General features: G+C 60.3%; 23 protein-coding genes and 1 pseudogene. 8 read left to right on the forward strand and 16 right to left on the reverse strand.

Annotated features, from left to right (window positions below; all coding sequences use genetic code 11):
• Positions 1 to 119: 119 nt before the first annotated feature.
• From AAEO81_RS24435 to AAEO81_RS24465, 7 genes and pseudogenes are all read right to left on the reverse strand, one after another.
• A complete protein-coding gene (locus AAEO81_RS24435; protein WP_341959578.1) occupies positions 120 to 1,049 on the reverse strand; it encodes a PfkB family carbohydrate kinase in 930 nt (309 codons plus the stop codon).
• The gene (locus tag AAEO81_RS24440; protein ID WP_341959579.1) at positions 1,039 to 2,508 is read right to left on the reverse strand and encodes a cytosine permease; all 1,470 of its coding nucleotides are present in this window, start codon (positions 2,506 to 2,508) and stop codon (positions 1,039 to 1,041) included. Before AAEO81_RS24440 ends, AAEO81_RS24435 begins: the two co-directional genes overlap by 11 nt.
• Before the next feature lie 180 nt (positions 2,509 to 2,688).
• A complete protein-coding gene (locus AAEO81_RS24445) occupies positions 2,689 to 3,705 on the reverse strand; it encodes an ADP-ribosylglycohydrolase family protein (RefSeq protein WP_341959580.1) in 1,017 nt (338 codons plus the stop codon).
• On the reverse strand, positions 3,702 to 4,415 hold the full coding sequence (locus tag AAEO81_RS24450; RefSeq protein ID WP_341959581.1) for a GntR family transcriptional regulator: 714 nt from the start codon (positions 4,413 to 4,415) through the stop codon (positions 3,702 to 3,704). Before AAEO81_RS24450 ends, AAEO81_RS24445 begins: the two co-directional genes overlap by 4 nt.
• Positions 4,416 to 4,585: 170 nt before the next feature.
• Positions 4,586 to 5,254, reverse strand: a complete 669-nt coding sequence (locus AAEO81_RS24455; protein ID WP_341959582.1) for a DsbA family oxidoreductase — start codon at positions 5,252 to 5,254, stop codon at positions 4,586 to 4,588.
• Positions 5,255 to 5,425: 171 nt separating this feature from the next.
• Entirely contained in the window at positions 5,426 to 6,418 is a 993-nt protein-coding gene (locus tag AAEO81_RS24460) for an alpha/beta hydrolase (protein WP_341959583.1), read from the reverse strand.
• 479 nt (positions 6,419 to 6,897) lie between these two features.
• Positions 6,898 to 7,617, reverse strand: a pseudogene (locus tag AAEO81_RS24465) (5-methyltetrahydropteroyltriglutamate--homocysteine S-methyltransferase); the annotation flags it as partial.
• 106 nt (positions 7,618 to 7,723) lie between these two features.
• On the opposite strand from AAEO81_RS24465, the gene metR reads away from it, so the two are divergent.
• Positions 7,724 to 8,641 (forward strand): transcriptional regulator MetR, encoded by a 918-nt coding sequence (gene metR, locus AAEO81_RS24470; RefSeq protein WP_166593499.1) that lies wholly within the window; start codon positions 7,724 to 7,726, stop codon positions 8,639 to 8,641.
• A gap of 276 nt (positions 8,642 to 8,917) precedes the next feature.
• On the opposite strand, the gene AAEO81_RS24475 is transcribed toward metR, so the two are convergent.
• Positions 8,918 to 9,322 carry an NUDIX domain-containing protein gene (locus AAEO81_RS24475; protein ID WP_341959584.1) on the reverse strand — a complete coding sequence of 135 codons (405 nt, stop codon included), beginning with the start codon at positions 9,320 to 9,322 and terminating at the stop codon, positions 8,918 to 8,920.
• Positions 9,319 to 10,410: a D-alanine--D-alanine ligase gene (gene ddlA, locus AAEO81_RS24480; protein ID WP_341959585.1), complete on the reverse strand. Its 1,092-nt coding sequence runs from the start codon at positions 10,408 to 10,410 to the stop codon at positions 9,319 to 9,321. The genes AAEO81_RS24475 and ddlA overlap by 4 nt, the downstream gene beginning before the upstream one ends.
• A 201-nt stretch (positions 10,411 to 10,611) precedes the next feature.
• On the opposite strand from ddlA, the gene AAEO81_RS24485 reads away from it, so the two are divergent.
• The 3 genes from AAEO81_RS24485 to tsaA all read left to right on the forward strand — a co-directional run bounded on the left by AAEO81_RS24485 (position 10,612) and on the right by tsaA (position 12,572).
• Entirely contained in the window at positions 10,612 to 11,322 is a 711-nt protein-coding gene (locus AAEO81_RS24485) for an rRNA pseudouridine synthase (protein WP_341959586.1), read from the forward strand.
• 67 nt (positions 11,323 to 11,389) lie between these two features.
• Complete coding sequence (locus AAEO81_RS24490; RefSeq protein ID WP_166593503.1) at positions 11,390 to 11,851, forward strand: DUF1456 family protein; 462 nt, start codon at positions 11,390 to 11,392, stop codon at positions 11,849 to 11,851.
• 16 nt (positions 11,852 to 11,867) lie between these two features.
• Positions 11,868 to 12,572: a tRNA (N6-threonylcarbamoyladenosine(37)-N6)-methyltransferase TrmO gene (gene tsaA / locus AAEO81_RS24495; RefSeq protein WP_341964608.1), complete on the forward strand. Its 705-nt coding sequence runs from the start codon at positions 11,868 to 11,870 to the stop codon at positions 12,570 to 12,572.
• A 336-nt stretch (positions 12,573 to 12,908) separates the two neighbouring features.
• Here the strand turns inward: tsaA and fpr are convergent, their stop codons facing one another.
• Positions 12,909 to 13,688 (reverse strand): ferredoxin-NADP reductase, encoded by a 780-nt coding sequence (fpr, locus tag AAEO81_RS24500; protein WP_005616041.1) that lies wholly within the window; start codon positions 13,686 to 13,688, stop codon positions 12,909 to 12,911.
• A gap of 121 nt (positions 13,689 to 13,809) precedes the next feature.
• On the opposite strand from fpr, the gene AAEO81_RS24505 reads away from it, so the two are divergent.
• Complete coding sequence (locus AAEO81_RS24505) at positions 13,810 to 14,736, forward strand: LysR family transcriptional regulator (RefSeq protein ID WP_166593505.1); 927 nt, start codon at positions 13,810 to 13,812, stop codon at positions 14,734 to 14,736.
• Between the two features lie 28 nt (positions 14,737 to 14,764).
• On the opposite strand, the gene AAEO81_RS24510 is transcribed toward AAEO81_RS24505, so the two are convergent.
• Positions 14,765 to 15,133, reverse strand: a complete 369-nt coding sequence (locus AAEO81_RS24510; protein WP_172611002.1) for a diacylglycerol kinase — start codon at positions 15,131 to 15,133, stop codon at positions 14,765 to 14,767.
• Positions 15,134 to 15,240: 107 nt separating this feature from the next.
• On the reverse strand, positions 15,241 to 15,888 hold the full coding sequence (gene erdR / locus AAEO81_RS24515) for a response regulator transcription factor ErdR (protein WP_166593507.1): 648 nt from the start codon (positions 15,886 to 15,888) through the stop codon (positions 15,241 to 15,243).
• 227 nt (positions 15,889 to 16,115) lie between these two features.
• Here erdR and AAEO81_RS24520 point away from each other — a divergent pair, with 227 nt between their 5' ends.
• A complete protein-coding gene (locus AAEO81_RS24520; protein ID WP_341959587.1) occupies positions 16,116 to 17,000 on the forward strand; it encodes a DMT family transporter in 885 nt (294 codons plus the stop codon).
• Between the two features lie 4 nt (positions 17,001 to 17,004).
• Here AAEO81_RS24520 and AAEO81_RS24525 read toward each other — a convergent pair whose 3' ends face one another.
• Positions 17,005 to 17,718, reverse strand: a complete 714-nt coding sequence (locus tag AAEO81_RS24525) for a tRNA-uridine aminocarboxypropyltransferase (RefSeq protein ID WP_341959588.1) — start codon at positions 17,716 to 17,718, stop codon at positions 17,005 to 17,007.
• 221 nt (positions 17,719 to 17,939) lie between these two features.
• Here AAEO81_RS24525 and AAEO81_RS24530 point away from each other — a divergent pair, with 221 nt between their 5' ends.
• Positions 17,940 to 18,365, forward strand: a complete 426-nt coding sequence (locus AAEO81_RS24530) for a PA3611 family quorum-sensing-regulated virulence factor (RefSeq protein WP_166593510.1) — start codon at positions 17,940 to 17,942, stop codon at positions 18,363 to 18,365.
• Positions 18,366 to 18,374: 9 nt separating this feature from the next.
• On the opposite strand, the gene AAEO81_RS24535 is transcribed toward AAEO81_RS24530, so the two are convergent.
• Positions 18,375 to 18,563: a hypothetical protein gene (locus AAEO81_RS24535; RefSeq protein ID WP_166593511.1), complete on the reverse strand. Its 189-nt coding sequence runs from the start codon at positions 18,561 to 18,563 to the stop codon at positions 18,375 to 18,377.
• 497 nt (positions 18,564 to 19,060) lie between these two features.
• Between AAEO81_RS24535 and AAEO81_RS24540 the strand changes: the two genes are divergently transcribed.
• Positions 19,061 to 20,173 (forward strand): LOG family protein, encoded by a 1,113-nt coding sequence (locus AAEO81_RS24540; protein ID WP_341959589.1) that lies wholly within the window; start codon positions 19,061 to 19,063, stop codon positions 20,171 to 20,173.
• A gap of 47 nt (positions 20,174 to 20,220) precedes the next feature.
• On the opposite strand, the gene recX is transcribed toward AAEO81_RS24540, so the two are convergent.
• Both recX and recA read right to left on the reverse strand, forming a co-directional pair.
• Positions 20,221 to 20,691, reverse strand: coding sequence for a recombination regulator RecX (recX, locus tag AAEO81_RS24545; protein WP_341959590.1), 471 nt, complete (start codon positions 20,689 to 20,691; stop codon positions 20,221 to 20,223).
• A gap of 8 nt (positions 20,692 to 20,699) precedes the next feature.
• Positions 20,700 to 21,761, reverse strand: a complete 1,062-nt coding sequence (recA, locus tag AAEO81_RS24550; protein ID WP_166593514.1) for a recombinase RecA — start codon at positions 21,759 to 21,761, stop codon at positions 20,700 to 20,702.
• Positions 21,762 to 21,841: the final 80 nt, after the last annotated feature.

Below are 21,841 nucleotides of genomic sequence, written 5' to 3' on the forward strand. Positions count from 1 at the left end.
CCGATTACCGGGCCGGACATAAAACCTGTGGGAGCGAATTCATTCGCGATGCGGTTGTACATCCTATGAAGGTGTATCGGCTGTAACGGCCCCTCGCGAATGAATTCGCTCCCACAGATTTAGCCCTCCTCCGCCTCGATCAACGCGTCGACCTCTGCGGCCACAGGCGCGGTCGCCGGCCCCCACCGGGTCACGGCGATCGCCGCTGCCGCGTTGGCCCGCAATGTCGCTTGCTCAGCCGAAAGCCCCGCCGCTAAACCTGCCAGCAATACTCCGGCATGGGCGTCGCCCGCGCCGTTGGTGTCGATGGCCCTCACCGGAAAACCGCGCACATGCTGCGCATCACGGCCCTGTCGAAGCCAGCAACCTTGCGGGCCGTCACGCACGACAATCAACGCGTCCTCGTTCAGCCACTGCGCGAGTTTCTCAAGGGCATCGCCGATCCCCTCGCACCCGGTAAACCGCAGCGCCTCTTCGCAGTTGCTGGTCCACAGCGTAATCATCGGCAAGACCGCTTGCATCTCGGCGCCCTCCGGCGAGCTCACCAGCGGGCCCGGATCGAACACCACGTTCGTTCCGTTCGGCAAACCGCCCAGCCACGTCAGCAGCGTCGAGACTTTGCCCTTGTGCAGCAGGCTGTAACCGCTGACGAACACGTAGTCGTCGGGCTGCACGACAACGCTGCTCAAATCCATAGCCGACAACCCGCCCTCGGCGCCCACATAGGAGATGAACGAGCGCTCCGCCGACGGTTCGATCAGGGCGACCGAGAGGCCGGTGTCCTGATCGTCGGACACTGGCGTGGCGGCTTCTATGCCTTCCACCGCCAGCGCCTGGCGCGCCAGATCGCCAAACCGCCCGGAGCCATGCCGTCCAAGGTAGACCGTCTGCAAGCCATTGCGACAGGCAGCGGCCATGACGTTGAAACCGCCACCGACCTCGAATTGCGCGGAGCGGGCGAGGACGTCGCCCCCCGAGCGTGGCAAGGCGTCGAGCCCCATGACCAGGTCAACAACGACCTGGCCGGTGTACAGCAATCTAGCGGGCATGAGCAGCCTCTTCAGTGACGACACGGCGGTCGCGGGAACCGCCGAGGATGGCATACAGACCGCCTGCGACCACGAAGGTCACGATCCAGCCCAAGCCGTTATGGCCGAACCAGGAGTCGGACAGGAAGCCTTTGAACAAGACATTTTCCGGCGTGGTGGCGACGGTGGTGAAGCTGAACCCCAACACGATAGCCAACGCCCACGCGCCGACCGCACGCCATTCCACACCGCCGCTGTACCAGTAGGCGCTGCGCGGCGAGACGTCCATCAGGTCTTTCGCGGAATAGACATGGCGATGGAGCAGGTCAACCACGAAAATCCCGACCCACGCGGTGATCGGCACCGCCAGCATCGAGATGAAGGTAATGAACGGACCGTAAAAGCTGTCAGCGATCAGCATGAAGTAGATCGACCCGCAGAAGATCGCCACGATGTCGACGATCACCGCGTGCACGCGTTTGATCTTCAGGCCGAGGGTCAGCGTGGTGAGGCCCGCCGAGTACACCGACAGGTTGTTCGACAGCAACAGCCCGCCGAACGCAGTGATCAGGTACGGAACGGCCATCCAGGTCGGCAGCAGCTCGCGAATGGCGATGATCGGGTCGGTGGCCGAGGCCAGGTGATCGTTGCCCACCGACAGCAGCCCGCCGAGGGTGATCAGCAGCACCAGCGGAATGCCTGCGCCAAACGCGGCCGAAGCCACCAGCCGGGTGGCCTTGACGCTGCGATGCTGATAGCGCGACATGTCGGCGCCCGCGTTGGCCCAACCGATGCCGGTGCCTGCAGCCATGGTGCCGACGCCGATAATCATCGCGCTGACCGGTGCAGGCGTGGCGGCGAACACGGCGTTCCAATCGATGTGCGCAATCAGGAACCCGCCCACCACGATGTTCAACGCGCCGAAGATGTACGTCGCCCACTTCTGGATGACCAGCAAGGTCGCGTGGCCCAGGCCGGAAACGGTGAGGGTCATCAGCACGAAAATCGCAATGAAGATCAGGGTCAGGACGGGCGAGTTTTTAGCCTCCACCGCCGTGCCAAACAGGATCGAACACAGCGACAGCAGCACGAACGCCGCCGTGGTGGTGTTGACCGTTTCCCAGCCGAGCCGGGACATCAGTGAAACGATGGTAGGGCCGATGTTGCCGCGCATGCCGAAGATGGCGCGTGAGAGTGTCAGACTCGGCGCACGGCCTCGGCGACCGGCGATGGAAATCACCCCGACGACGGCAAAAGAGCCCGCAGCGCCGAGGATCGCCACGATGATGGCCTGCCCGATGGAAAGCCCGCGAAAGGCCACCAGAGTCGCGCCGAGCGGCAAACCGAGAATGCTGATGTTGGCCGCGAACCAGACCCAGAACAGTTGCAGCGGATGGCCGTTGCACTCGTTTTCCGGAACCGGCTCGATGCCGCGTGTTTCAAGCTGACCTGCGCCTTGTGCGGCGTTGGATGACGTCATGGGAAATGCTCCTGTTGCCATTTGTTCTGGTTGTGGGCAGTACGCAAAGCAAGTGACGTCCGTGTCGGATGGAGGTTATCGCGCCTTCCGCGAGGCGCAGGAACCCCCGGTCGCCTTAATATTCAAGGCGACATGTGGATCTCTCTTATTCATTTCGGCACGCGGACGTGCCCGCGTCGGTCAGTCCGCGCGCAAGGACAACAAGTGTTCGACCAGCGTGGAAAGCTCAAGCCCGTTCACCATCTGGACCTGCTCGATCAGATCGGCGGGCCAGGCGTGCATGCCGTGACACGCACCCAACATGGCCCCGAGGATCGCCGCGATGGTGTCCGTGTCGCCGCCGAGACTGGCCGCCATGCACAGCGCGTCGAAGGCCGACAGTTGGCCGGACGCAACCTGATGCGCCAATGCGAACGCGGCAATGACCGATTCCTGAGACGCCACCGAGGTGCCGATCACGTCATAAATCAGATCGGGCAGTTGTTCGTTGCTCGCTTGAGCGCAAAGCTGTTTGGCCCAGACGATGCGCGCCGAGATGCGTCCGCCTGCGATCCAGTGACCATGGCGCTCGGCCCGCTCGGCGATCCGCGCGCCGATGTCCAATGCGTCACCGAGGCCGACGCCGTTGATCCCCGCCGAGATGACGGCTGCCACAGCGGCTGCGCTGGAAATGCCAAGGGTGGTGTTGTGCGTGACCTGACAGGCTTGCACCACTGACTGGACGAACTGCTGCTCATCGGCCACGTCTGCCGCGATCCCGACCGGTGTGATGCGCATGGCCGCGCCGTTGGTGGTGCCGAAGCGACCGGCCTCTTCAGGGCTGTGGCCTGCCAGAATCATTTCGATGGCGCGTTTGGTCGAAGGGCCAAGCAAGTCTTGCGAGCCCTTCGCCTGCATCACCGCTTCCCAGTCGATGAGGCTCTGGGCCAAGTCAGAAGGACGGATCAGTCCTCCCCCGGCAATGAGCAATTCAGCCACCAACACGGCCTGTTCGGTGTCATCGGTGATCGACCCGGCGACCATGTTCGGCGCAATCGGTTGATCGGCGTCGGCCGCGGTCAGGGTGGTGATCCGGTCGAAGCGCTGCTTGATCTGCTCGCGACTCAGGGATTGCGTGGGCATGCCCAGCGCGTCTCCCAAAGCCAGGCCATAGAAGGCGGCCAGCGCGCGGTCGCGAGTGTCGATCAATGCCGTCATGTAGTCGATCCAAATGCCAGATGCAGACGAAAATGCACGGGGTCCAGAAGACTCTCGACGTGCTCCATGAAACGCTCGCGGCGGTCGAACGTGGTTCGTGTCGCCTTGAGAAATACGGTGCCCGGTTCACGCAACATGAGCGCTGCGTCATCGTTGCTCAGGGGCTCAGCGCCGATCCATTGATCGCCGCGATCCCCGACGTAACCGTGAGCGGCCATGGTCACGGTCAGTGAATCGTCGATCAGCCCGTGCTGTGGCAGGTTTTCCAGGCCATCGACGGCCGGGATCAATACCCGCTCCAGTGACACCACGCTGCCGTCGCCTGCCGTGCGGCGCCGATCCAGCGCAACGAAATCCGCCGTGCCGAATCGTACGGCCAGGTCAGGCCGTTGCACCGTCACCAGCCGCAGAATCTCGGTGCTGACCTTCGCACCGGTGTCGGCCAATGCCTGCGCCCACCCGGCGCGCTGGTCCAGCAAGATACCGTCGTAGGTCACGATGGAGCCGACGCCGGTCTGCGTCGCGATGTAGTTGCGACGCTTGAGCTCGGACAGCGCTTCACGCAGCGTGCCGCGACTGACGTTGAACTCCTGAGCCAGCAAGTTTTCACCCGGCAGCAATTCGCCCGATCCCATCTGACCGGTTTCAATACGGCGCGCCAGCTCATCGACTACGCGTTTTTTCTTGTCAAATCGAACCTGTCTAATCATGTACAAATTGATATCCGAAAAGGGTTGGTAGGAGCAAGCTATTTTTAATTTGCAATCAGAGATTTGTTACATCTGTTACGTCAAGTTGCGACCGACTTTGCCCCAGCTGGATGCTTTGAAGATCCCTCTGGAACAAGGTCGCTCGCAACGACGTCACTCAGCGTAGTCGATCATTGGACGCCGTTAACGACACTCGATTGTTCACTGATGATCTGACGAATGGCACCGACGAAAACGTCGACCGGTTGACCACCGGACACCGCGTATTGGTCGTTGAAGACGATGGTCGGCACCGAACTGACACCACGGGAGACCCACAGCTGTTCAAGCTCACGCACCTCGGCTGCGTATTCGTCAGACGAAAGAATGGCTTCGGCGCGTGTGCGATCCAGACCTACCTTCTGTGCGACGTCAGCCAGTATTTGGTGGGAAGACACGTTGGCGTGCTGGCTGAAATAGGCCGTGAACAGCGCTTCTTTCAGCGCGTGCTGCTTGCCTTCCCCTTCAGCCCAGTGAATCAGGCGGTGGGCATCGAAGGTGTTGTAAACGCGCCGGTCACCCTGTTTGAACACGAAGCCCAACTCGGCACCGCGCTGACGAATGTTCTCGGCGTTGGCTTGGTATTGCTCACGTGTGGAGCCGTACTTCTGGGCGATGTGTTCGAAGATGTCCTGGCCTTCAGGCCCCATTTTCGGATTCAGCTCGAACGGCTGGAAGTGAATCTGGGCCTGGACCTCGTCGCCCAGATGCTCCAGCGCCTGATCCAGCGCCCGCAGACCGATGATGCACCAGGGGCAGGCGACGTCGGAGATGAAATCGATTTTCAGTGGAGTACTCATGGCAGCCTCGTTCCAAAGCGGAAAAGGTGCACGATACGCCTCTGTCGTCGAGCGAAAAACCTGTAGGAGTGAGCTTGCTCGCGATTGCGCCCTGTCAGACAACCTCGTTGCGCCTGCTGAATCACAATCGCGAGCAAGCTCACTCCTACAGCGCTCTTGCAGCTTGCCTGTCTAGAGCTGGGCGACGTGGGACGCATCCTCGCGATGCTCACGCAGATACGGCAACACCGCCGCGAGTAACGGCGCCTTGAACGCCTCTTGGAAACGATGCGCCAGGCCAGGAATCAGCTTCAACTGACTGCCCTGAATATGCGCGGCGACGTGAATGCCGTGCATCACCGGCAGCAACGGATCGGCTGTGCCATGCACCACCAGCGTCGGAACCCGCAGGCGATTCAACAGTTCGACGCGGCTCGGTTCGGCCAGAATCGCAAGAATCTGCCGCTTCACCCCTTCGGGGTTGAACGCTCGGTCGTAGGAAATCGCCGCCTGCTGCAACAGCTTCTGGCGATCATCTTTGACTTCCGGACTCCCCAGCGCCGCCAGCAAATCCGCTTGTTGCTCCAGCGCCGTTTGACGATCTGGTGCGCCGCGACGGGCCAGCAATTGCAACAGCGCAGGGCTTGGCATCGGCAGGCCCGGTGCACCGGAGCTGGTCATGATCAGGGTCAGGCTTTCAACCCGTTTCGGCGCCATGTCCGCCAAGTGCTGAGCAATCATGCCGCCCATACTCGCGCCCAGCACATGAAACCGCTGAACGTGGATCGCGTCCATCAGACCCAAGGCGTCCTGCGCCATGTCAGTCAGTGAATACGGCGCCGACACCGGCAGGCCGATCTTGTAGCGCAGGACTTCGTAGGTGAGGTTGGCGGTGGCGGGCGCCTGCACCCACGTCGACAGGCCAACGTCACGGTTGTCGTAACGAATCACCCGAAAACCTTGCTGGCACAGCGCGACGACCACCTCATCCGGCCAGTGGATCAACTGGCCGCCGAGGCCCATGACCAGCAGCAACGCAGGGTCGGAATCGCGACCGACGCTTTGATACGCCAGGTGTACTTCATCGAGCTCGGCCACTTGCGTGGGAACGTTGACGTCGCATCGAGAGGCCGCAAAAGACGGCAAGCTGCACATGAGCGCAGCCAAGAAAAATAGAAACCGCATGAAAAACACCGAAACGCAGAACCCCAGTAGGCCGCGAGTCTGATGAAGTTTTTCAAAGCGCGCTGCCACAGTTGCGTGACATTTTGATGAAGGGGGCTGAACGGCGCTTTTTGAGCGGCAAGCTTCGAGCTTCGAGCTTCAAGCAAGAGCGGTGCGCCGTGCCCTTGATGAATCTGGCAAAGCACATAGTGCTGTGGGAGCGAATTTATTCGCGATGGGCCGGTGCAGACGACACATGTGCGTCGCCTGGCCGATTTTTCGCGAATGAATTCGCTCCTACGGTTCAATCCGCGGCAGCCTCACTTCCCCGGTGTGCTCGAACATCTGTAGGAGCGAATTTATTCGCGATTGGCCGGTGCAGACGACTTATGTGGGTCGCCTGGCCGATTTTTTTTGCGAATAGATTCGCTCTCACAGGGGTTGAACTGCATCCGGAAAAACGTTTGCGGATGCCAAACCGACATTTAAGCCGCGTTCTGATCGACGGGGCTAACCAGCAACGCGCCCGTATCCGTGATCCACAGGTTCTCCCCAAATCGCGCCTTAGCCTCGCTCAACAGCTCGCGGGCGACGCGCAGATCGCAGCGCCAGACGTTGAGGTCAGTGGCCACGCCCAAGGACAGCACTTTATAGGTAGGCAACCGGTCCAGCAGCTTAGGCAGCTGTTCAGGCGCGCGCACCAAGTCCACATGCAGGCCATTCACCGCCAGGGAAACCGCCAGCCCAAGGTTGGCTTCCAGGCCACCGAAATCGGTCGCGATGAGCTTTTTCAACGGCGAATACTGCAGGGTGTGGTAGGCGCGCTCGAACGCGTTCTTCCAGTCTTGTGGCAGCTCAAGGCTCAGAATCGGTTCGTCGATCTGCACCCATTCAACGCCTTGTCCGGCGAGACGCCCGAGGAGGTCGCCGTAGATCGGTAGCAAACGGTCGAGCAATTCGAGCGTGTCGAAATTGTCGGCTTTGGCCTTGCCGAGCCACAGGTAAGTCAGCGGGCCGATGATTACCCGTTTGCCCTGCGTCTGGGCCTCTTCCACTTCATCGAGTGGTGAGTCCGAGTTGAGTTCGAAACGCTGGTCCCGAGTGAATTCCGGGACCCGGTCGAGGGCGCTGGCATCGCCTTTCCAATAGGCCTCAAAGGCTTTCTTCAACTCAAGACCCGCTTGAAGGGGTGCGAACTCGAGGGTATGGGCCGAGACCATGATGACGTCTCCTACAAAAGATGGCGCCATTGTCGACACTTCACCCCACATGAGACAAACTCATTGTTTTCGTGTTGATCACAAAATTCATTCATGGAGCGCCCCGGTGCTTGAGATACGCCACCTGAAAACCCTGCATGCGCTACGCGAGGCCGACAGCCTGGTCGATGCCGCTGACCGGCTGCACCTGACGCAGTCAGCCCTGTCCCACCAGTTCAAGGAATTGGAAGAGCGCATGGGCATGCCGCTGTTCGTGCGCAAGACCAAGCCGGTGCGGTTCACCAGCGCGGGCCTGCGACTGCTCCAATTGGCTGATTCGGTGCTGCCGCAGCTGCGCAACGCCGAGCGCGACATTTCGCGGTTGGCCGGTGGCGTGGCGGGCCGCTTGCACATGGCCATTGAATGCCACAGCTGCTTTCAGTGGCTGATGCCGACCATCGACCAGTTTCGCGATGCATGGCCGGAGGTCGAACTGGACCTGGCCTCGGGTTTCGCCTTCGCCCCGTTGCCAGCGTTGGCCCGTGGCGATCTGGACTTGGTGGTGACGTCCGATCCGGTGGACCTGCCAGGCATTACCTACGTGCCGCTGTTCACCTACGAAGCCATGCTGGCGGTGGCCAATCAACATGCGTTGGCGAGCAAGCCGTTCGTGGTGCCGGAAGACCTGGCGAGCGAAACCCTGATCACCTACCCGGTGGAACGGGATCGTCTGGATATCTTCACGCGTTTTCTGGAACCGGCCGACATCGAACCGGCGCAAGTGCGCACGTCAGAGCTGACCGTTATGATGATGCAGCTTGTCGCCAGCGGCCGAGGCGTGTGTGGGATGCCGCACTGGGCGCTGCATGAATACAGCTCGCGGGGCTATGTGAAAGCCAAGCGGCTGGGTGAGAAAGGGCTGTTCGCGACGCTGTACGCGGCGATTCGCGCCGATATGCTCGACGCACCGTACATGCGTGACTTCCTGCTGACCGCAAAAGACACGTCGTTCTCGACGCTGGATGGGGTGAGCGCGGTGAGGTGAGGCCCAGCCACGCGCAGCTTTGAACTGTGGGAGCGAATTCATTCGAGAGAGAGCAGTACATCCGATAAATCACCATCGGCTGTGCATCCGTTTCGCGAATAAATTCGCTCCTACAGTTAAACCCGAAGCGGCCCCACATCTCGCGGTGTTCGTGGGCATCTGTAGGAGCGAATTCATTCGCGATGGGCCAGTGCAGGCGACACATATGCATCGCTTCCCCATTTTCGCGAATGAATTCGCTCCCACAGGTTTGACCTGCGTTGAGTTCCGGACACGTCAGGCGATTTGAAGCGCCCGGTACAACGGCAAAATCGAATCCCGGGTCAGCGGCGCGAGGTGCAGGTGATCAACACGCTCTGCATCGACCCAGACGATTTCCTCGATCTCCGCCGCAGGCACGACCGCTTGGTCAACGTCCAACCGATACAACTGGCAGTTCACTTCAAAGCCCGGCTCATTCGCGGCCACCGCCGAAAACTCTCCCAGAAACTGCGCCTGCTCTGGCTCAACCAACAGGCCCAGCTCTTCGTTCAGTTCTCGCGCCAACGCCACGGCAGCGGTTTCACCCGCGTCGATCTTGCCACCCGGCTGCATGAACGCCTGGGTCCCGCGTTTGCGCACCAGCAGCGTTCGCCCGTCCGCGCCAATCAGCAACGCCGCTGCAATGCGGATGACCTTCACAGCACCACCTCGGTTTTCAAGGCGCGGGCCTCGTCGGCGCGCTCCAGCGCCAGCACAATCAACCGATCAATCAGCTCCGGATAGCCCAGTCCGCTGGCCTGCCAGAGTTTCGGGTACATGCTGATAGAGGTGAAACCGGGCAGCGTGTTGACCTCGTTGATGATGATCTCCCGCGCCTCGGTGACGAAAAAATCCACCCGCGACAATCCCGCGCAGCCCAGCACACGATAGGCCTGCAACGCGACCTCTCGGACTTCATCACTCAGGTCTGACGGGAGATCGGCAGGAATCGCAGTACGCGCCTGGCCGTCGTTCAGGTATTTGGTGTCGTAGGCGTAGAACTCGTCGTTGGCGACCACTTCACCACACACGCTGACTTGCGGTTCGTGGTTGCCCAACACGGCGCATTCCACCTCGCGACCGACGATGCCCTGCTCGATCAGCACTTTGTTGTCGTAGTCGAAGGCGAGTTTCAACGCCGCGTCGTAGCTGGCTTGATCGGTCACTTTGCTCACGCCCACCGACGAACCCTGGCTCGCCGGTTTGACGAACAGCGGCAGGCCCAGTTGCGCGGACACGCTGACGAAATCCACCGACTCGCCCCGGTGCAGCACGGCGAACGGCGCCACGGCGATGCCCGCGTCACGCAGCAGACGTTTGGTCACGTCCTTGTCCATGCACACCGCCGAGCCCAGCACATCAGGGCCGACGCACGGGATGTCGAGCAGTCGCAACAGGCCTTGCAGCGCGCCGTCTTCGCCCGTGCTGCCGTGGATCAGGGGGAACACCACGTCAATGCGCGGCACGTCCAGGCCGGTTTCCACTTCAACGAATTGCGGGCCTTTGGTGCCGGGTCTCAGGGACAGCAGACGCCCCGACTCGCTGAGCTTGATGTGCGCAGGGTCGTTGGCATTCTGCAGGTAGTCGCGCTCGTCGAAACGCAGCCAGTGGCCTTGTTTGTCAATGCCGATCAGGGTGATGTAGTAGTTGTTGCGATCAATCGCATTGATCACGTTGCGCGCCGATTGCAACGACACTTCATGTTCGGAGGATTGCCCACCGAAAACGATGGCGACTGACTTTTTCAAAGGGGAAACTCCTGGATTTCAGGTCGCAGAGTCAAAAGCAATTTGCGCCGTTAGTCCAGCCCCGAGGGCGTTTGGTTGACGGAATGCAGACGTGTAAAGCGCAGGATTGGCGCGATTCACCCGGCATTTTCAATGTGGCCGCGATTAACGGAGCCCGCGCGGGTACAATGGCCCTCTTTCTCTTCTGCTACGGCTTTTCTCATGACTGACCCCATTCGCCTTTCCAAACGCCTTATCGAGCTGGTCGGCTGCTCAAGACGCGAGGCCGAGCTGTTCATCGAAGGCGGCTGGGTGACAGTGGACGGCGTCGTCGTCGACGAGCCGCAATTCAAGGTCGAAGGCCAGACCGTGGTCCTCAGCCCGGACGCCAAGGCGGTCACCCCGGAAGCGGTGACGATTCTGTTCAACGTACCCGCAGGCATGAGCCCCGAGCAGGCATTGCCGCTGATCACGTCTGACTCACTGTCGGCCGAGCACAGTTTTGGCAAGCGCCCACTCAAGGGTCACTTCCTGCGCCTGGAAGCGATTTCCACCCTGCAAGCCAACGCCAGCGGCCTGATGGTGTTCAGCCAGGACTGGAAAATCCTGCGCAAGCTCACCGACGACCGCAGCAAGATCGAGCAGGAATACGTGGTCGAAATCGACGGCGAGATGGTCGCTCACGGCCTCAACCGCCTGAACCACGGCCTGATGTACAAAGGCAAAGAGCTGCCGAAAGTCAAAGCCAGCTGGCAGAACGAAACCCGCCTGCGCTTCGCCATGAAAAACCCGCAACCCGGCGTCATCGCCCAGTTGTGCGAGGCCGTAGGCCTAAAGGTCGTGTCCATTCGCCGGATTCGCGTCGGCGGCGTGTCCATCGGCAAGGTGCCCGAAGGTCAATGGCGCTACATGACCGAAAAAGAAAAGTTCTAATCCCCCCTTTTTTTGAGCGCCGCGATCCATCGCACGCTGACACCCGATTGCTCAGGAAACACGCATCATGATGAACAACGACGTACTGCGTAGCATCCGCTACATGCTCGATATCAGCGACGCCAAGGTGGTGGACATCGCCAAGTTGGGCGGCATTGAGGTGACCAAGGCGCAGGTCATCGCCTTCACCAAGAAAGACGAAGAAGAAGGTTTCGAGCCGTGCAGCGATGAAATCATGGCGCACTTCCTCGACGGGCTGGTCTTCTTCAAGCGCGGCAAGGACGAGAGCCGTCCGCCGCTGCCGGTCGAGCTGCCGATGACCAACAACATCGTGCTGAAAAAGCTGCGCGTCGCCTTCGAACTCAAGGAAGAAGACATGCACGCGATCCTGAAGGCGTCGGACTTCCCGGTGTCCAAGCCGGAGCTGAGCGCGCTGTTCCGCAAGGCCGGTCACAACAACTACCGCGTGTGTGGCGACCAGTTGCTGCGCAACTTCCTGCGTGGCCTGACACTGCGCGTTCGTGGCTGAGTCTTACGGCCATTCGATGAGCCAGGCTTACAGCGTATCCCCCATCGGCTTCGTCCGTTCCTGCTTCAAGGAAAAGTTTGCCATCCCCCGCCAGCCGCAGCTTGCCCCTGCCGCTCGTGGGGTGCTGGAACTGGTGCCTCCGTTCGATCAGGGCGACGCCGTGCAGGGGTTGGAGCAGGTCAGTCATGTCTGGCTGCTGTTTCTGTTTCACGAAGCGCTTGAAGACAAGCCTCGCTTGAAGGTCCGCCCTCCTCGCCTGGGCGGCAATCAGTCGATGGGCGTGTTCGCCACCCGGGCGACCCACCGCCCCAACGGGATTGGCCAATCGGTGGTCAAGCTGGAGAAGGTCGAAGCCGGTCGCCTGTGGTTGTCGGGCATCGACCTGCTGGACGGCACGCCGGTGCTGGACGTTAAACCTTACGTGCCTTACGCCGACGTTATCATCAATGCCCGCAACACCATGGCCGCTGCGGCACCCGAGTTGATCCCGGTATCGTGGGACGACGACGCCTTGCGTCAGGCCCGCGAACATGGGCTGCGTCTGGCCGAACCGTTGATCGAGCTGATTGAGCAATGCCTGGCGCAAGACCCGCGCCCGGCCTATCAGCAACCCGCACCGGAACGACGTTACGGCGCGCAGTTCTGGGATCTGGACGTACGCTGGCACTACCCGCAGCCGGGACAGATCCGGGTGTTGGAAGTCGTTCCTTCAGGCGCCTGACCCGCTCCATACCCCCCCCTCGCATCCCGCACACTCTCTGTAGGAGCCGGCTTGCTGGCGAATGCGGCAGATCAATAATGCATCAGTTGCCTGACACGCCCCATTCGCCAGCAAGCCGGCTCCTGAGTGACGACGCAAATACAGGTACGGCGCAAAACATGCCCACAAAAAAACCGCCTGGTCCGTGACCTCCAGGCGGTTTTTTTCAGACTCCCAATTTGCAAGAGCCTGTACTGACTCGGTCGCGGACAAATCCGCCCCCACAGTCACTGTGCGAGCGGTTCATCCGCGATTGGGTCGATCCTGTACCTGCTCGTTACAGCAGGCTGAAAAGGCTTACTTCTCGACGAATGCGCGCTCGATCAGGTAATCGCCTGGCTCGCGCATGCGTGGCGAAACGGTCAGGCCGAAGCTGTTCAGCACTTCACTGGTCTCGTCGAGCATGCTCGGGCTGCCGCACAGCATGGCGCGGTCGTCCTGCGGGTTGATCGGTGGCAGACCGATGTCGCTGAACAACTTGCCGCTGCGCATCAGGTCGGTCAGACGGCCTTCGTTTTCGAACGGCTCGCGGGTCACGGTCGGGTAGTAGATCAGCTTGTCGCGCAGCGATTCGCCGAAGAATTCGTTTTGCGGCAGGTGCTCGGTGATGAACTCGCGGTAAGCGACTTCGTTCACGTAACGCACGCCGTGGCACAGGATGACCTTCTCGAAACGCTCGTAGGTTTCAGGGTCTTGAATGACACTCATGAACGGCGCCAGACCGGTGCCGGTGCTCAGCAAGTACAGGTGTTTGCCAGGCTTGAGGTCGTCCAGCACCAGTGTGCCCGTAGGCTTTTTGCTGATGATGATCTCGTCGCCTTCTTTCAGGTGTTGCAGCTGCGAGGTCAGCGGGCCGTCCGGCACCTTGATGCTGAAGAACTCCAGATGCTCTTCCCAGTTCGGGCTGGCGATGGAGTAGGCACGCATGAGCGGGCGCCCGTTTGGCTGCTGCAGACCGATCATGACGAACTGACCGTTCTCGAAGCGCAGACCAGGATCACGGGTGCACTTGAAACTGAAGAGGGTGTCGTTCCAGTGATGAACGCTGAGGACACGCTCGTGATTCATGTTGCTCATGGTACGTGGGAACTCCTGAAATTTGCCTGCGCCGATGAAAGCGCCATTGCGCGATATTCTAGTGGCAGACACAATATCTGTTAACTGGATTATCAAGATATGGGTTATCGGTTATATAGATATGCGATTCACTCTCCGTCAACTGCAAGTGTTCGTCGCCGTGGCCCAGCAGGAAAGCGTTTCCCGCGCGGCCGTGCTGTTGTCGCTATCGCAATCGGCGGCCAGCACCTCAATTACCGAACTTGAGCGGCAATCCAGCTGCCAGCTGTTCGACCGCGCCGGTAAGCGCCTGAGCCTGAACGCCACCGGGCGACAACTGCTGCCCCAGGCGGTGGCCCTGCTCGATCAGGCCAAGGAAATCGAAGACCTGCTCAACGGCAAGTCAGGCTTCGGCTCGCTGGCGGTCGGCGCCACCCTCACCATCGGCAACTACTTGGCGACCCTGCTGATCGGCAGCTTCATGCAGCGTCACCCCGAAAGCCAAGTGAAACTGCACGTGCAGAACACCGCCAACATCGTGCAGCAGGTGGCGCATTACGAAATTGACCTGGGCCTAATCGAAGGCGATTGCAGCCACCCCGACATCGAGGTCCAGACGTGGGTCGAAGATGAGCTGGTGGTGTTTTGCGCGCCACAGCACCCGCTGGCCAAACGCGGCCACGCGACACTGGCGGAATTGACCCATGAAGCGTGGATTCTGCGGGAACAAGGTTCAGGCACGCGCCTGACCTTCGATCAATCGATGCGCCATCACCTCAACAGCCTCAACGTGCGCCTGGAGCTTGAACACACCGAAGCCATCAAACGGGCCGTGGAGTCAGGTCTGGGGATTGGCTGTATTTCCCGACTGGCGCTGCGTGACGCGTTTCGCCGGGGCAGTCTGGTGGCGGTGGAAACCCCTGAGCTGGACCTGGTTCGCCAGTTTTACTTCATCTGGCACAAGCAGAAGTATCAGACCAACGCGATTCGGGAGTTTCTGGACCTGTGCCGTGCATTCACGGCCGGGGTGCGGCGCAGCGACGAGATCGTGCTCCCGAGCATCGCCTGAAACGACGCTGGGCTCATTGAAGGCAGGCTCACCCCAGCAAAATAAGCCCCCACACCACGGCAATCATGCTCAACGCCACGAACTGCGCCGCACTGCCCATGTCCTTGGCGTTCTTGGACAGCGGGTGGCGGTCCAGCGAGATGCGGTCGATGGCGGCTTCGATGGCCGAGTTCAGCAGTTCGACGATCAGTGCCAGCAGGCACACGGCGATCAGAATCGCACGCTCTCCCCGGCTGACATGAAACACGAACGACAGCGGAATCAGGATGACGTTGAGCAATACCAACTGACGGAACGCCGCTTCGCCTTTGAAGGCGGCGGTCAGGCCGTCGAGGGAATAGCCGGAAGCATTGAGGATACGTTTGAGGCCAGTCTGGCCCTTGAATGGGGACGTCATAAAGAAAACTACTGAGCAATAAAGACGGTGGAGGCTAGTTCAGCGGCGGTCAAAAAAGTGTGAAGAGCCACCGCTGAAGAGCCACATAAAGCGCCGAAACAGGCTTTTCAATTCGGCGAAATCGATTCCAGTTGTTGCAACAGCAGCGCCGCCTGGGTGCGGGTGCGTACGTTCAACTTACGGAAGATGGCAGTCACGTGGGCTTTGATCGTCGCTTCTGACACGCTCAACTCATAGGCAATCTGCTTGTTCAACAACCCCTCGCAGACCATGGTCAGCACCCGGAATTGCTGAGGTGTCAGGCTGGCAAGGCCTTCGCTGGCGGCTTTGGCTTCCGCCGAAACACTGACGCTCTCGTTGACCTGCGCGGGCCACCAGACATCGCCATCCAGCACGGTCCGTACCGCCTGTTGAATGGTTTCGAGCGAGCTGGACTTGGGAATGAAACCGCTGGCGCCGAACTCGCGGGACTTGACCACCACGGCCGCCTCTTCCTGAGCCGAGACCATCACCACCGGCACCTGCGGGTATTGACCGCGCAGCAATACCAGCCCTGAAAAGCCATAGGCGCCCGGCATATTGAGGTCCAGAAGAACGAGGTCCCAATCGGCCTTTTCAGTCAAGCGCGCTTCCAGATCGGCGATGCTTTCGGCTTCGACCAGTCGAGCGTCCGGGCCGAGGCCCAGGGTGAGGGCTTGGTGCAAGGCACTGCGAAACAAAGGGTGGTCATCGGCGATCAGGATTTCGTAGGTCATTTCATGATCCTGTTTATAAGTGAGCGCCGACGGATTCAGCCCTCACGATGGCATCCGCAGATGCCAGCCTTCACGGTGCGTCAATCTGACGCGTGCCATGCCGTCCAAAGCAGACAGATGACGGCGTTCAGACATTCACGCGGCGCCAAGGATGCCCAGCACAGCCGGGGTGGTCAAGCCTGACGGTTTACGGCACAGTTCGCGGCCCTGCCTTGACGAGTGCCATCATGCAAAACCACGCCCTGCGAGCGGATCTGCTCATGCTCCTGACCGCGATGATCTGGGGCAGCGGCTTCGTCGCTCAGACCGCTGGCATGGATCACATCGGTCCCTATCTCTTTTCAGGGCTGCGCTTTGCCCTCGGCTCACTCTGCCTGCTGCCACTTATAGTGCGCCGCCCCGCAACAGGGCCTCAGCCGGAACCCCTGCTGACCCGAGGCTTGCTGCAAGGCGGCATCGTGATGGGCCTCGCACTGGCGCTGGGCATCAACCTGCAACAGGTCGGCCTGCTGTTCACCAGCGTCACCAATTCAGGCTTCATCACCGGGCTGTATGTGATTGTAGTGCCCATTCTGGGCCTGTTCCTCGGGCATAAGACCGGCATCGGTACGTGGCTGGGCTGTCTGCTCGCCGTGCTGGGGATGTTTCTGCTGAGCGTGGGCGAGAACTTTCACGTCGCGTCCGGCGACTGGCTGCAACTGATTGGCGCCTTCGTCTGGGGCGGGCATGTGATTCTGGTTGGGGTGTTCGCCAGTCGTCACGACCCGGTGCGTCTGGCGTTTTTGCAGTTCGTCACCTGCTCGGTGGTGAGCCTGATCCTCGCGCTGGTTTTCGAACCCATCGCGCTCGACGCCATCGTCGCGGCAGCGCCTGCTGTTCTGTACGGCGGCGTGGTCGCGGTGGGGATCGGCTACACCTTGCAAGTCGTCGCGCAAAAACATGCGATTGCCTCTCACGCCGCAATCATCCTGTCGCTGGAAGCGGTATTTGCGGCCATTGCCGGGGCCTGGATTCTGGGCGAAGCCTTGCAGGTACGCGGCTATGTGGGGTGTGGATTAATGCTGGCGGGGATGTTGCTGGCGCAGCTGTGGCCGAGGAAAGCGCACAGCTGACCGCTCACTCTATAAACGCCTTCAAATAGCGGTGCGGGGCATCGTCCGGATCGATCGGCAGTTGAAACTTCGCGCCCAGATAATGGGCGCTGAACACATCCAGATAGGCGTCCAGCACACTTGCCGCCTGCTGGTCGTCCGCCAGTTCCAGACACAGCGCCGCGACCTCAGCCGTGCAGAAGTGATCATCGCGTTTCGAGCGGCGCAGGCGGTAACGCGACATGTGTTCCGGCGCCAGACTCAACACCGGCAGTTGATCCAGGTACGGACTTTTGCGAAACATTTTGCGCGCTTCCGGCCACGTGGCGTCGAGCAGAATGAACAGCGGGCGCTTGCCGTTTTCCACCTTCACCTCGGTGACCACCCGCTCAGCCGCGACGAACTCGCCGGGGAACACGATGTACGGCTGCCATTGCGGGTCGTTCAGCAGCGCGGGCAGCTTCTCGTCGATATCGGTCCTGGACCAACTAAAGGCCTCCGTGTCCTCGATCACATCAGCGATCAGCCAGCCGGTGTTGGTGGGCTTCAGCGGTTCAGTGTCGTACATCAACAGACAAACCGCTGACTTGGCCTCGACCGTTGGTTTCCATCCACACAGGCAGTAACTCTCGATCACCCGACACCCGGCACATCGCGGCGCGCGAGAACCTCGAGCGATGAAAGGCTTGGTGCTGCGGGCGAGGCGTTCGGCGCGCAGACGCGCAACGGCGTGGGTCATGGGACAAGGCAGCCGTGCGAGGGCGTCGGGTAGCGACAAGACAGGAACACAAAGGACATCCGGGATGCAAAAAAGTCGGCGCAGTCTACCAGAGCCACCCGGTTCACTGGTGTCCGCCGAGGCGACTCACCTATACTGCTCGCCCTCGAACACCCCCAGTCACCAGTGAACGCCCACGGCCGCTGCCGGTCCAACGACGTTCATTGCCCCAGGAGAGTCCAATGCTTCGCCTTATCGCCCCCACCCTCACGCTTTTGCTCGTCGCTCCGCTGTTCGCCAACGCGGCGTCCAAACAGGATTACGAACTGAACAAAGAGCTGGAACAAGTCGCGGCGAAAAGCAACGTCGGCAAGCCCAACGCCATCAGCGAAGACATTCTCGACGAAGGGTACACCGTTGATGGCCGCGTGCTGATCGACCACCTCAGCGTGCAAGCCGGCCAGGCTGCGCAGATGCGTGAAAACCCGGAGCTGATGGGTCGCCAACTGGGCACCAGCGTCTGCCGCAACCCTGGCTACCGTCAGTTGATGGCCAAAGGCGCGATCCTGCGTTACGAGTTCAAGGAATATAAAACCAACCGCCTGATCACGACCCAGCAGATCACCGCAGCCGACTGCGCCGCCAAGGCGCCCGCCAAGAAGAAATAACGCCGCTTTTCAGGACGCCGCGCGCCGTTGTTGATCTTCGGCGCGCAGTTCGGCGACCAGCGCTTGAAGGTAGTAAGAACGCCTACCGTTTTGACTCAGACGCCTGATGCACTCCTGCTCTACGGTCGAATGGCTTCTACGCGCCGCCTCGCTCAATGACCGATACAGATCCACATCGACTTCCAGCCTGATCTCCATTTCATCCCTCCATGGGGCTGTCCATGCCATACCTTCAGCATGGGCAAACCTCGACGACTTCTCGTCGGTGCGCACTCGAACCGCTGAGCACGAACCGCCGCTATCCAGGTTGCACTGGCATTCACCTTGCCTTGCCTATCAGTAAATCAGAGGCCACGCCCGAGACCCGACTGACCGACGAGTGGAAAAACATTCATGTTGTGGCGGAAGGTGGGCATTGCCAGCCTCAGTGTTCGGGCACATCATCAGGCCATCGGTTTTTACGAACAGTCACGGTTTCGTCACGCTGTCGAGGCAAAAGGGGGTTGCCTGCCGTTGTCGTTACGCTCAATGTTTTTTTCTTTTCAACCAAGGACATAGACAGAATCAGTGGCGCGACCCTGTCGCCATCCAACCTGAGCCCTATTATGGAGATGGCCAGCAGCAGCGACGCATGAAGCGTCGTGACCCTGTCTCGACGGACAGGGTCGATGATTCTGCAGAAGGAGAAAGTTTGCATGCCTTACGTACCCAATGACGTGTTGTCCCGCCACTTCCAGGACAACGGGATCGACCTGGCGAAGATCGAAGAACAACTCAGCCTGGTCGCCCCCAACAGCCCGAACCTACCGCTCTACCGCGACATGATGCTGACCGTACTGCGCATGGCTCAGGACGATCGCAATCGCTGGAACGCCAAAATCACCCTGCAAGCACTGCGTGAACTGGATAACGCCTTTCGTGTGCTTGAGCAATTCCGCGGCCGCCGCAAGGTCACGGTCTTCGGCTCGGCACGAACCCCGGTCGAACACCCCGTCTACGGCTTGGCTCGCGAACTGGGCAAGCAGCTCGCAGCCTCCGACCTGATGGTCATCACTGGGGCCGGTGGCGGGATCATGGCTGCCGCCCACGAAGGCGCGGGGCTGGATTACAGCCTGGGCTTCAACATTACCCTGCCCTTCGAACAGCACGCCAACGCCACAGTCGATGGCACGGGCAACCTGCTGCCTTTCCATTTTTTCTTCACACGTAAGCTGTTCTTCGTCAAGGAAGCCGACGCGCTAGTCCTCTGTCCCGGTGGTTTCGGTACGCTGGACGAAGCGTTGGAAGTGCTGACCCTGATCCAGACCGGGAAAAGCCCGCTGGTGCCGATCGTCCTGCTGGACGCCCCGGGGGGCACCTTCTGGGAAGGCGCTCTGAGTTTCATCCGCAACGAACTCGAAGCCAACGGCTACATCCTGCCCACCGACATGAACCTGCTCAAGCTCGTGTACAGTGCAGAGGAAGCGGTGGCTGAAATCAACCAGTTCTACAGCAACTTCCATTCAAGCCGCTGGCTGAAGAACACCTTCATCATCCGCATGCATCACGCGCTGAATGAAAACGCTCTCGATCATCTGCAGAACGCTTTTGCTGACCTGCGACTGAGCGAAGACTTCCAGCAATACGCGCATCAGGACGAACACGACGACGAGCAGTTCAGCCACCTCTCGCGGCTCGCATTCAAATTCAATGGCCGGAACCATGGACGCCTGCGGGCACTGGTGGACTTCATCAACCTGAGCGAGAACTGGGCGAAGCCGGCACAGGCTCAGGCAGCACGTGGGCGGGAGCCGTTGAAAGCGACGTGATGAGTGGATATCTGTAACCGTCCGGGCCGGGCGGTTACAGCCTCTGGTCAATAGTCGTCATGGCCTTTACCGCTTAACAGGCGGCCTATGAGCTCCGGCGGAAAGCCTCGATAGCTTAGAAATCGCATTTGCTGCCCCCGCTCACGCGCATCCTTGGGCAACTGCCCGCCGAACTTGCGCTGCCAGGACTCTTCCAGCTTTTCTCGCCAATCGATGCCGCATTCCCGAAGCGCCAGCTCAATGTCGGCGCGCTGCAACCCGCGCTGCCCAAGCTCTTCGCGAATACGCAAAGGACCGTATCCGGAACGGGCACGGTAGGAAACGAAACTTTCAAGATAACGGGATTCGGACAGCAGCCCCTCTTCCGTCAGACGGTCGAGAGCAGCTTCGATCAATTCAGGAGAGGCGCCGCGCTGACGCAATTTACGCGTCAGCTCGACTCGACCGTGCTCGCGACGTGCGAGCAGGTCCATTGCAGTACGCCGTACGGCGACGGGCGTATCAAGCACTACCGACATGGCTGCTATCAGATGTCAGCGTCTTCGACTTCGGCCACATCATCTGCGGCAACGCGAGACGATTGGGCTTTGACATCCGGCGCTGCGGTCAGCAGTTTTTCACGGATTTGCTTCTCTAGGGTCGCGCCGATTTCCGGGTTGTCCTGCAGGAACTTGGCCGAGTTGGCTTTACCCTGACCAATCTTGTTGCCCTGATAGCTGTACCAGGCACCGGATTTCTCCAGCAGACCGTGCAGCACGCCCAGGTCAATGATTTCGCCGTTACGGTAAATACCCTTGCCGTACAGAATCTGGAATTCAGCCTGACGGAACGGAGGCGCCACCTTATTCTTCACGACTTTGACGCGGGTTTCGCTACCGACAACTTCGTCGCCGTCTTTCACCGCGCCGGTACGGCGGATGTCCAGACGAACCGAAGCGTAGAACTTCAGCGCGTTACCACCGGTGGTGGTTTCCGGGCTGCCGAACATGACGCCGATCTTCATACGAATCTGGTTGATGAAGATGACGAGGCAGTTGGCGTTCTTGATGTTACCGGTGATCTTACGCAGCGCCTGAGACATCAGACGGGCTTGCAGGCCGACGTGCATGTCGCCCATTTCACCTTCGATTTCAGCTTTCGGCACTAGTGCGGCCACGGAGTCGACGACGATCACGTCGATGGCGTTGGAACGCACCAGCATGTCGGTGATTTCCAGAGCCTGTTCGCCGGTGTCCGGCTGCGAGACCAGCAGGTCGTCAACGTTGACGCCCAGTTTGCCGGCGTACTCGGGGTCGAGGGCGTGTTCGGCATCGACGAACGCACAGGTGGCGCCCATCTTCTGAGCTTCAGCAATGACCGACAGGGTCATGGTGGTTTTACCGGAAGACTCAGGACCGTAGATTTCAACGATCCGGCCTTTTGGCAGGCCGCCGATACCCAGAGCGATATCGAGACCCAGAGAGCCGGTGGAGATAGCAGGAATAGCCTGGCGGTCGTGGTCGCCCATGCGCATTACGGCGCCTTTGCCGAACTGACGCTCGATCTGACCCAAGGCCGCAGCCAAGGCTTTCTTCTTGTTGTCGTCCATTGAAGTCCTCTCGTAATCGGTTAGGCCTGAAGGCCGATATAACTGTATAAGTGAACAGTATTATTCCACAGGGTTGCGCG

It is taken from the genome of Pseudomonas sp. RC10 (genome assembly GCF_038397775.1).
Taxonomy (GTDB): Bacteria; Pseudomonadota; Gammaproteobacteria; order Pseudomonadales; family Pseudomonadaceae; genus Aquipseudomonas; species Aquipseudomonas bambusae.

Bases quoted from the DNA above. Each gene is read 5' to 3' on its own strand.
- AAEO81_RS24435 (WP_341959578.1), bottom strand. From the start codon at position 1,049: ATGCCCGCTAGATTGCTGTACACCGGCCAGGTCGTTGTTGACCTGGTC.
- AAEO81_RS24440 (WP_341959579.1), bottom strand. From the start codon at position 2,508: ATGACGTCATCCAACGCCGCACAAGGCGCAGGTCAGCTTGAAACACGC.
- AAEO81_RS24445 (WP_341959580.1), bottom strand. From the start codon at position 3,705: ATGACGGCATTGATCGACACTCGCGACCGCGCGCTGGCCGCCTTCTAT.
- AAEO81_RS24450 (WP_341959581.1), bottom strand. From the start codon at position 4,415: ATGATTAGACAGGTTCGATTTGACAAGAAAAAACGCGTAGTCGATGAG.
- AAEO81_RS24455 (WP_341959582.1), bottom strand. From the start codon at position 5,254: ATGAGTACTCCACTGAAAATCGATTTCATCTCCGACGTCGCCTGCCCC.
- AAEO81_RS24460 (WP_341959583.1), bottom strand. From the start codon at position 6,418: ATGCGGTTTCTATTTTTCTTGGCTGCGCTCATGTGCAGCTTGCCGTCT.
- AAEO81_RS24485 (WP_341959586.1), top strand. From the start codon at position 10,612: ATGACTGACCCCATTCGCCTTTCCAAACGCCTTATCGAGCTGGTCGGC.
- AAEO81_RS24490 (WP_166593503.1), top strand. From the start codon at position 11,390: ATGATGAACAACGACGTACTGCGTAGCATCCGCTACATGCTCGATATC.
- tsaA (WP_341964608.1), top strand. From the start codon at position 11,868: ATGAGCCAGGCTTACAGCGTATCCCCCATCGGCTTCGTCCGTTCCTGC.
- fpr (WP_005616041.1), bottom strand. From the start codon at position 13,688: ATGAGCAACATGAATCACGAGCGTGTCCTCAGCGTTCATCACTGGAAC.
- AAEO81_RS24505 (WP_166593505.1), top strand. From the start codon at position 13,810: ATGCGATTCACTCTCCGTCAACTGCAAGTGTTCGTCGCCGTGGCCCAG.
- AAEO81_RS24510 (WP_172611002.1), bottom strand. From the start codon at position 15,133: ATGACGTCCCCATTCAAGGGCCAGACTGGCCTCAAACGTATCCTCAAT.
- erdR (WP_166593507.1), bottom strand. From the start codon at position 15,888: ATGACCTACGAAATCCTGATCGCCGATGACCACCCTTTGTTTCGCAGT.
- AAEO81_RS24520 (WP_341959587.1), top strand. From the start codon at position 16,116: ATGCAAAACCACGCCCTGCGAGCGGATCTGCTCATGCTCCTGACCGCG.
- AAEO81_RS24525 (WP_341959588.1), bottom strand. From the start codon at position 17,718: ATGACCCACGCCGTTGCGCGTCTGCGCGCCGAACGCCTCGCCCGCAGC.
- AAEO81_RS24530 (WP_166593510.1), top strand. From the start codon at position 17,940: ATGCTTCGCCTTATCGCCCCCACCCTCACGCTTTTGCTCGTCGCTCCG.
- AAEO81_RS24535 (WP_166593511.1), bottom strand. From the start codon at position 18,563: ATGGAGATCAGGCTGGAAGTCGATGTGGATCTGTATCGGTCATTGAGC.
- AAEO81_RS24540 (WP_341959589.1), top strand. From the start codon at position 19,061: ATGCCTTACGTACCCAATGACGTGTTGTCCCGCCACTTCCAGGACAAC.
- recX (WP_341959590.1), bottom strand. From the start codon at position 20,691: ATGTCGGTAGTGCTTGATACGCCCGTCGCCGTACGGCGTACTGCAATG.
- recA (WP_166593514.1), bottom strand. From the start codon at position 21,761: ATGGACGACAACAAGAAGAAAGCCTTGGCTGCGGCCTTGGGTCAGATC.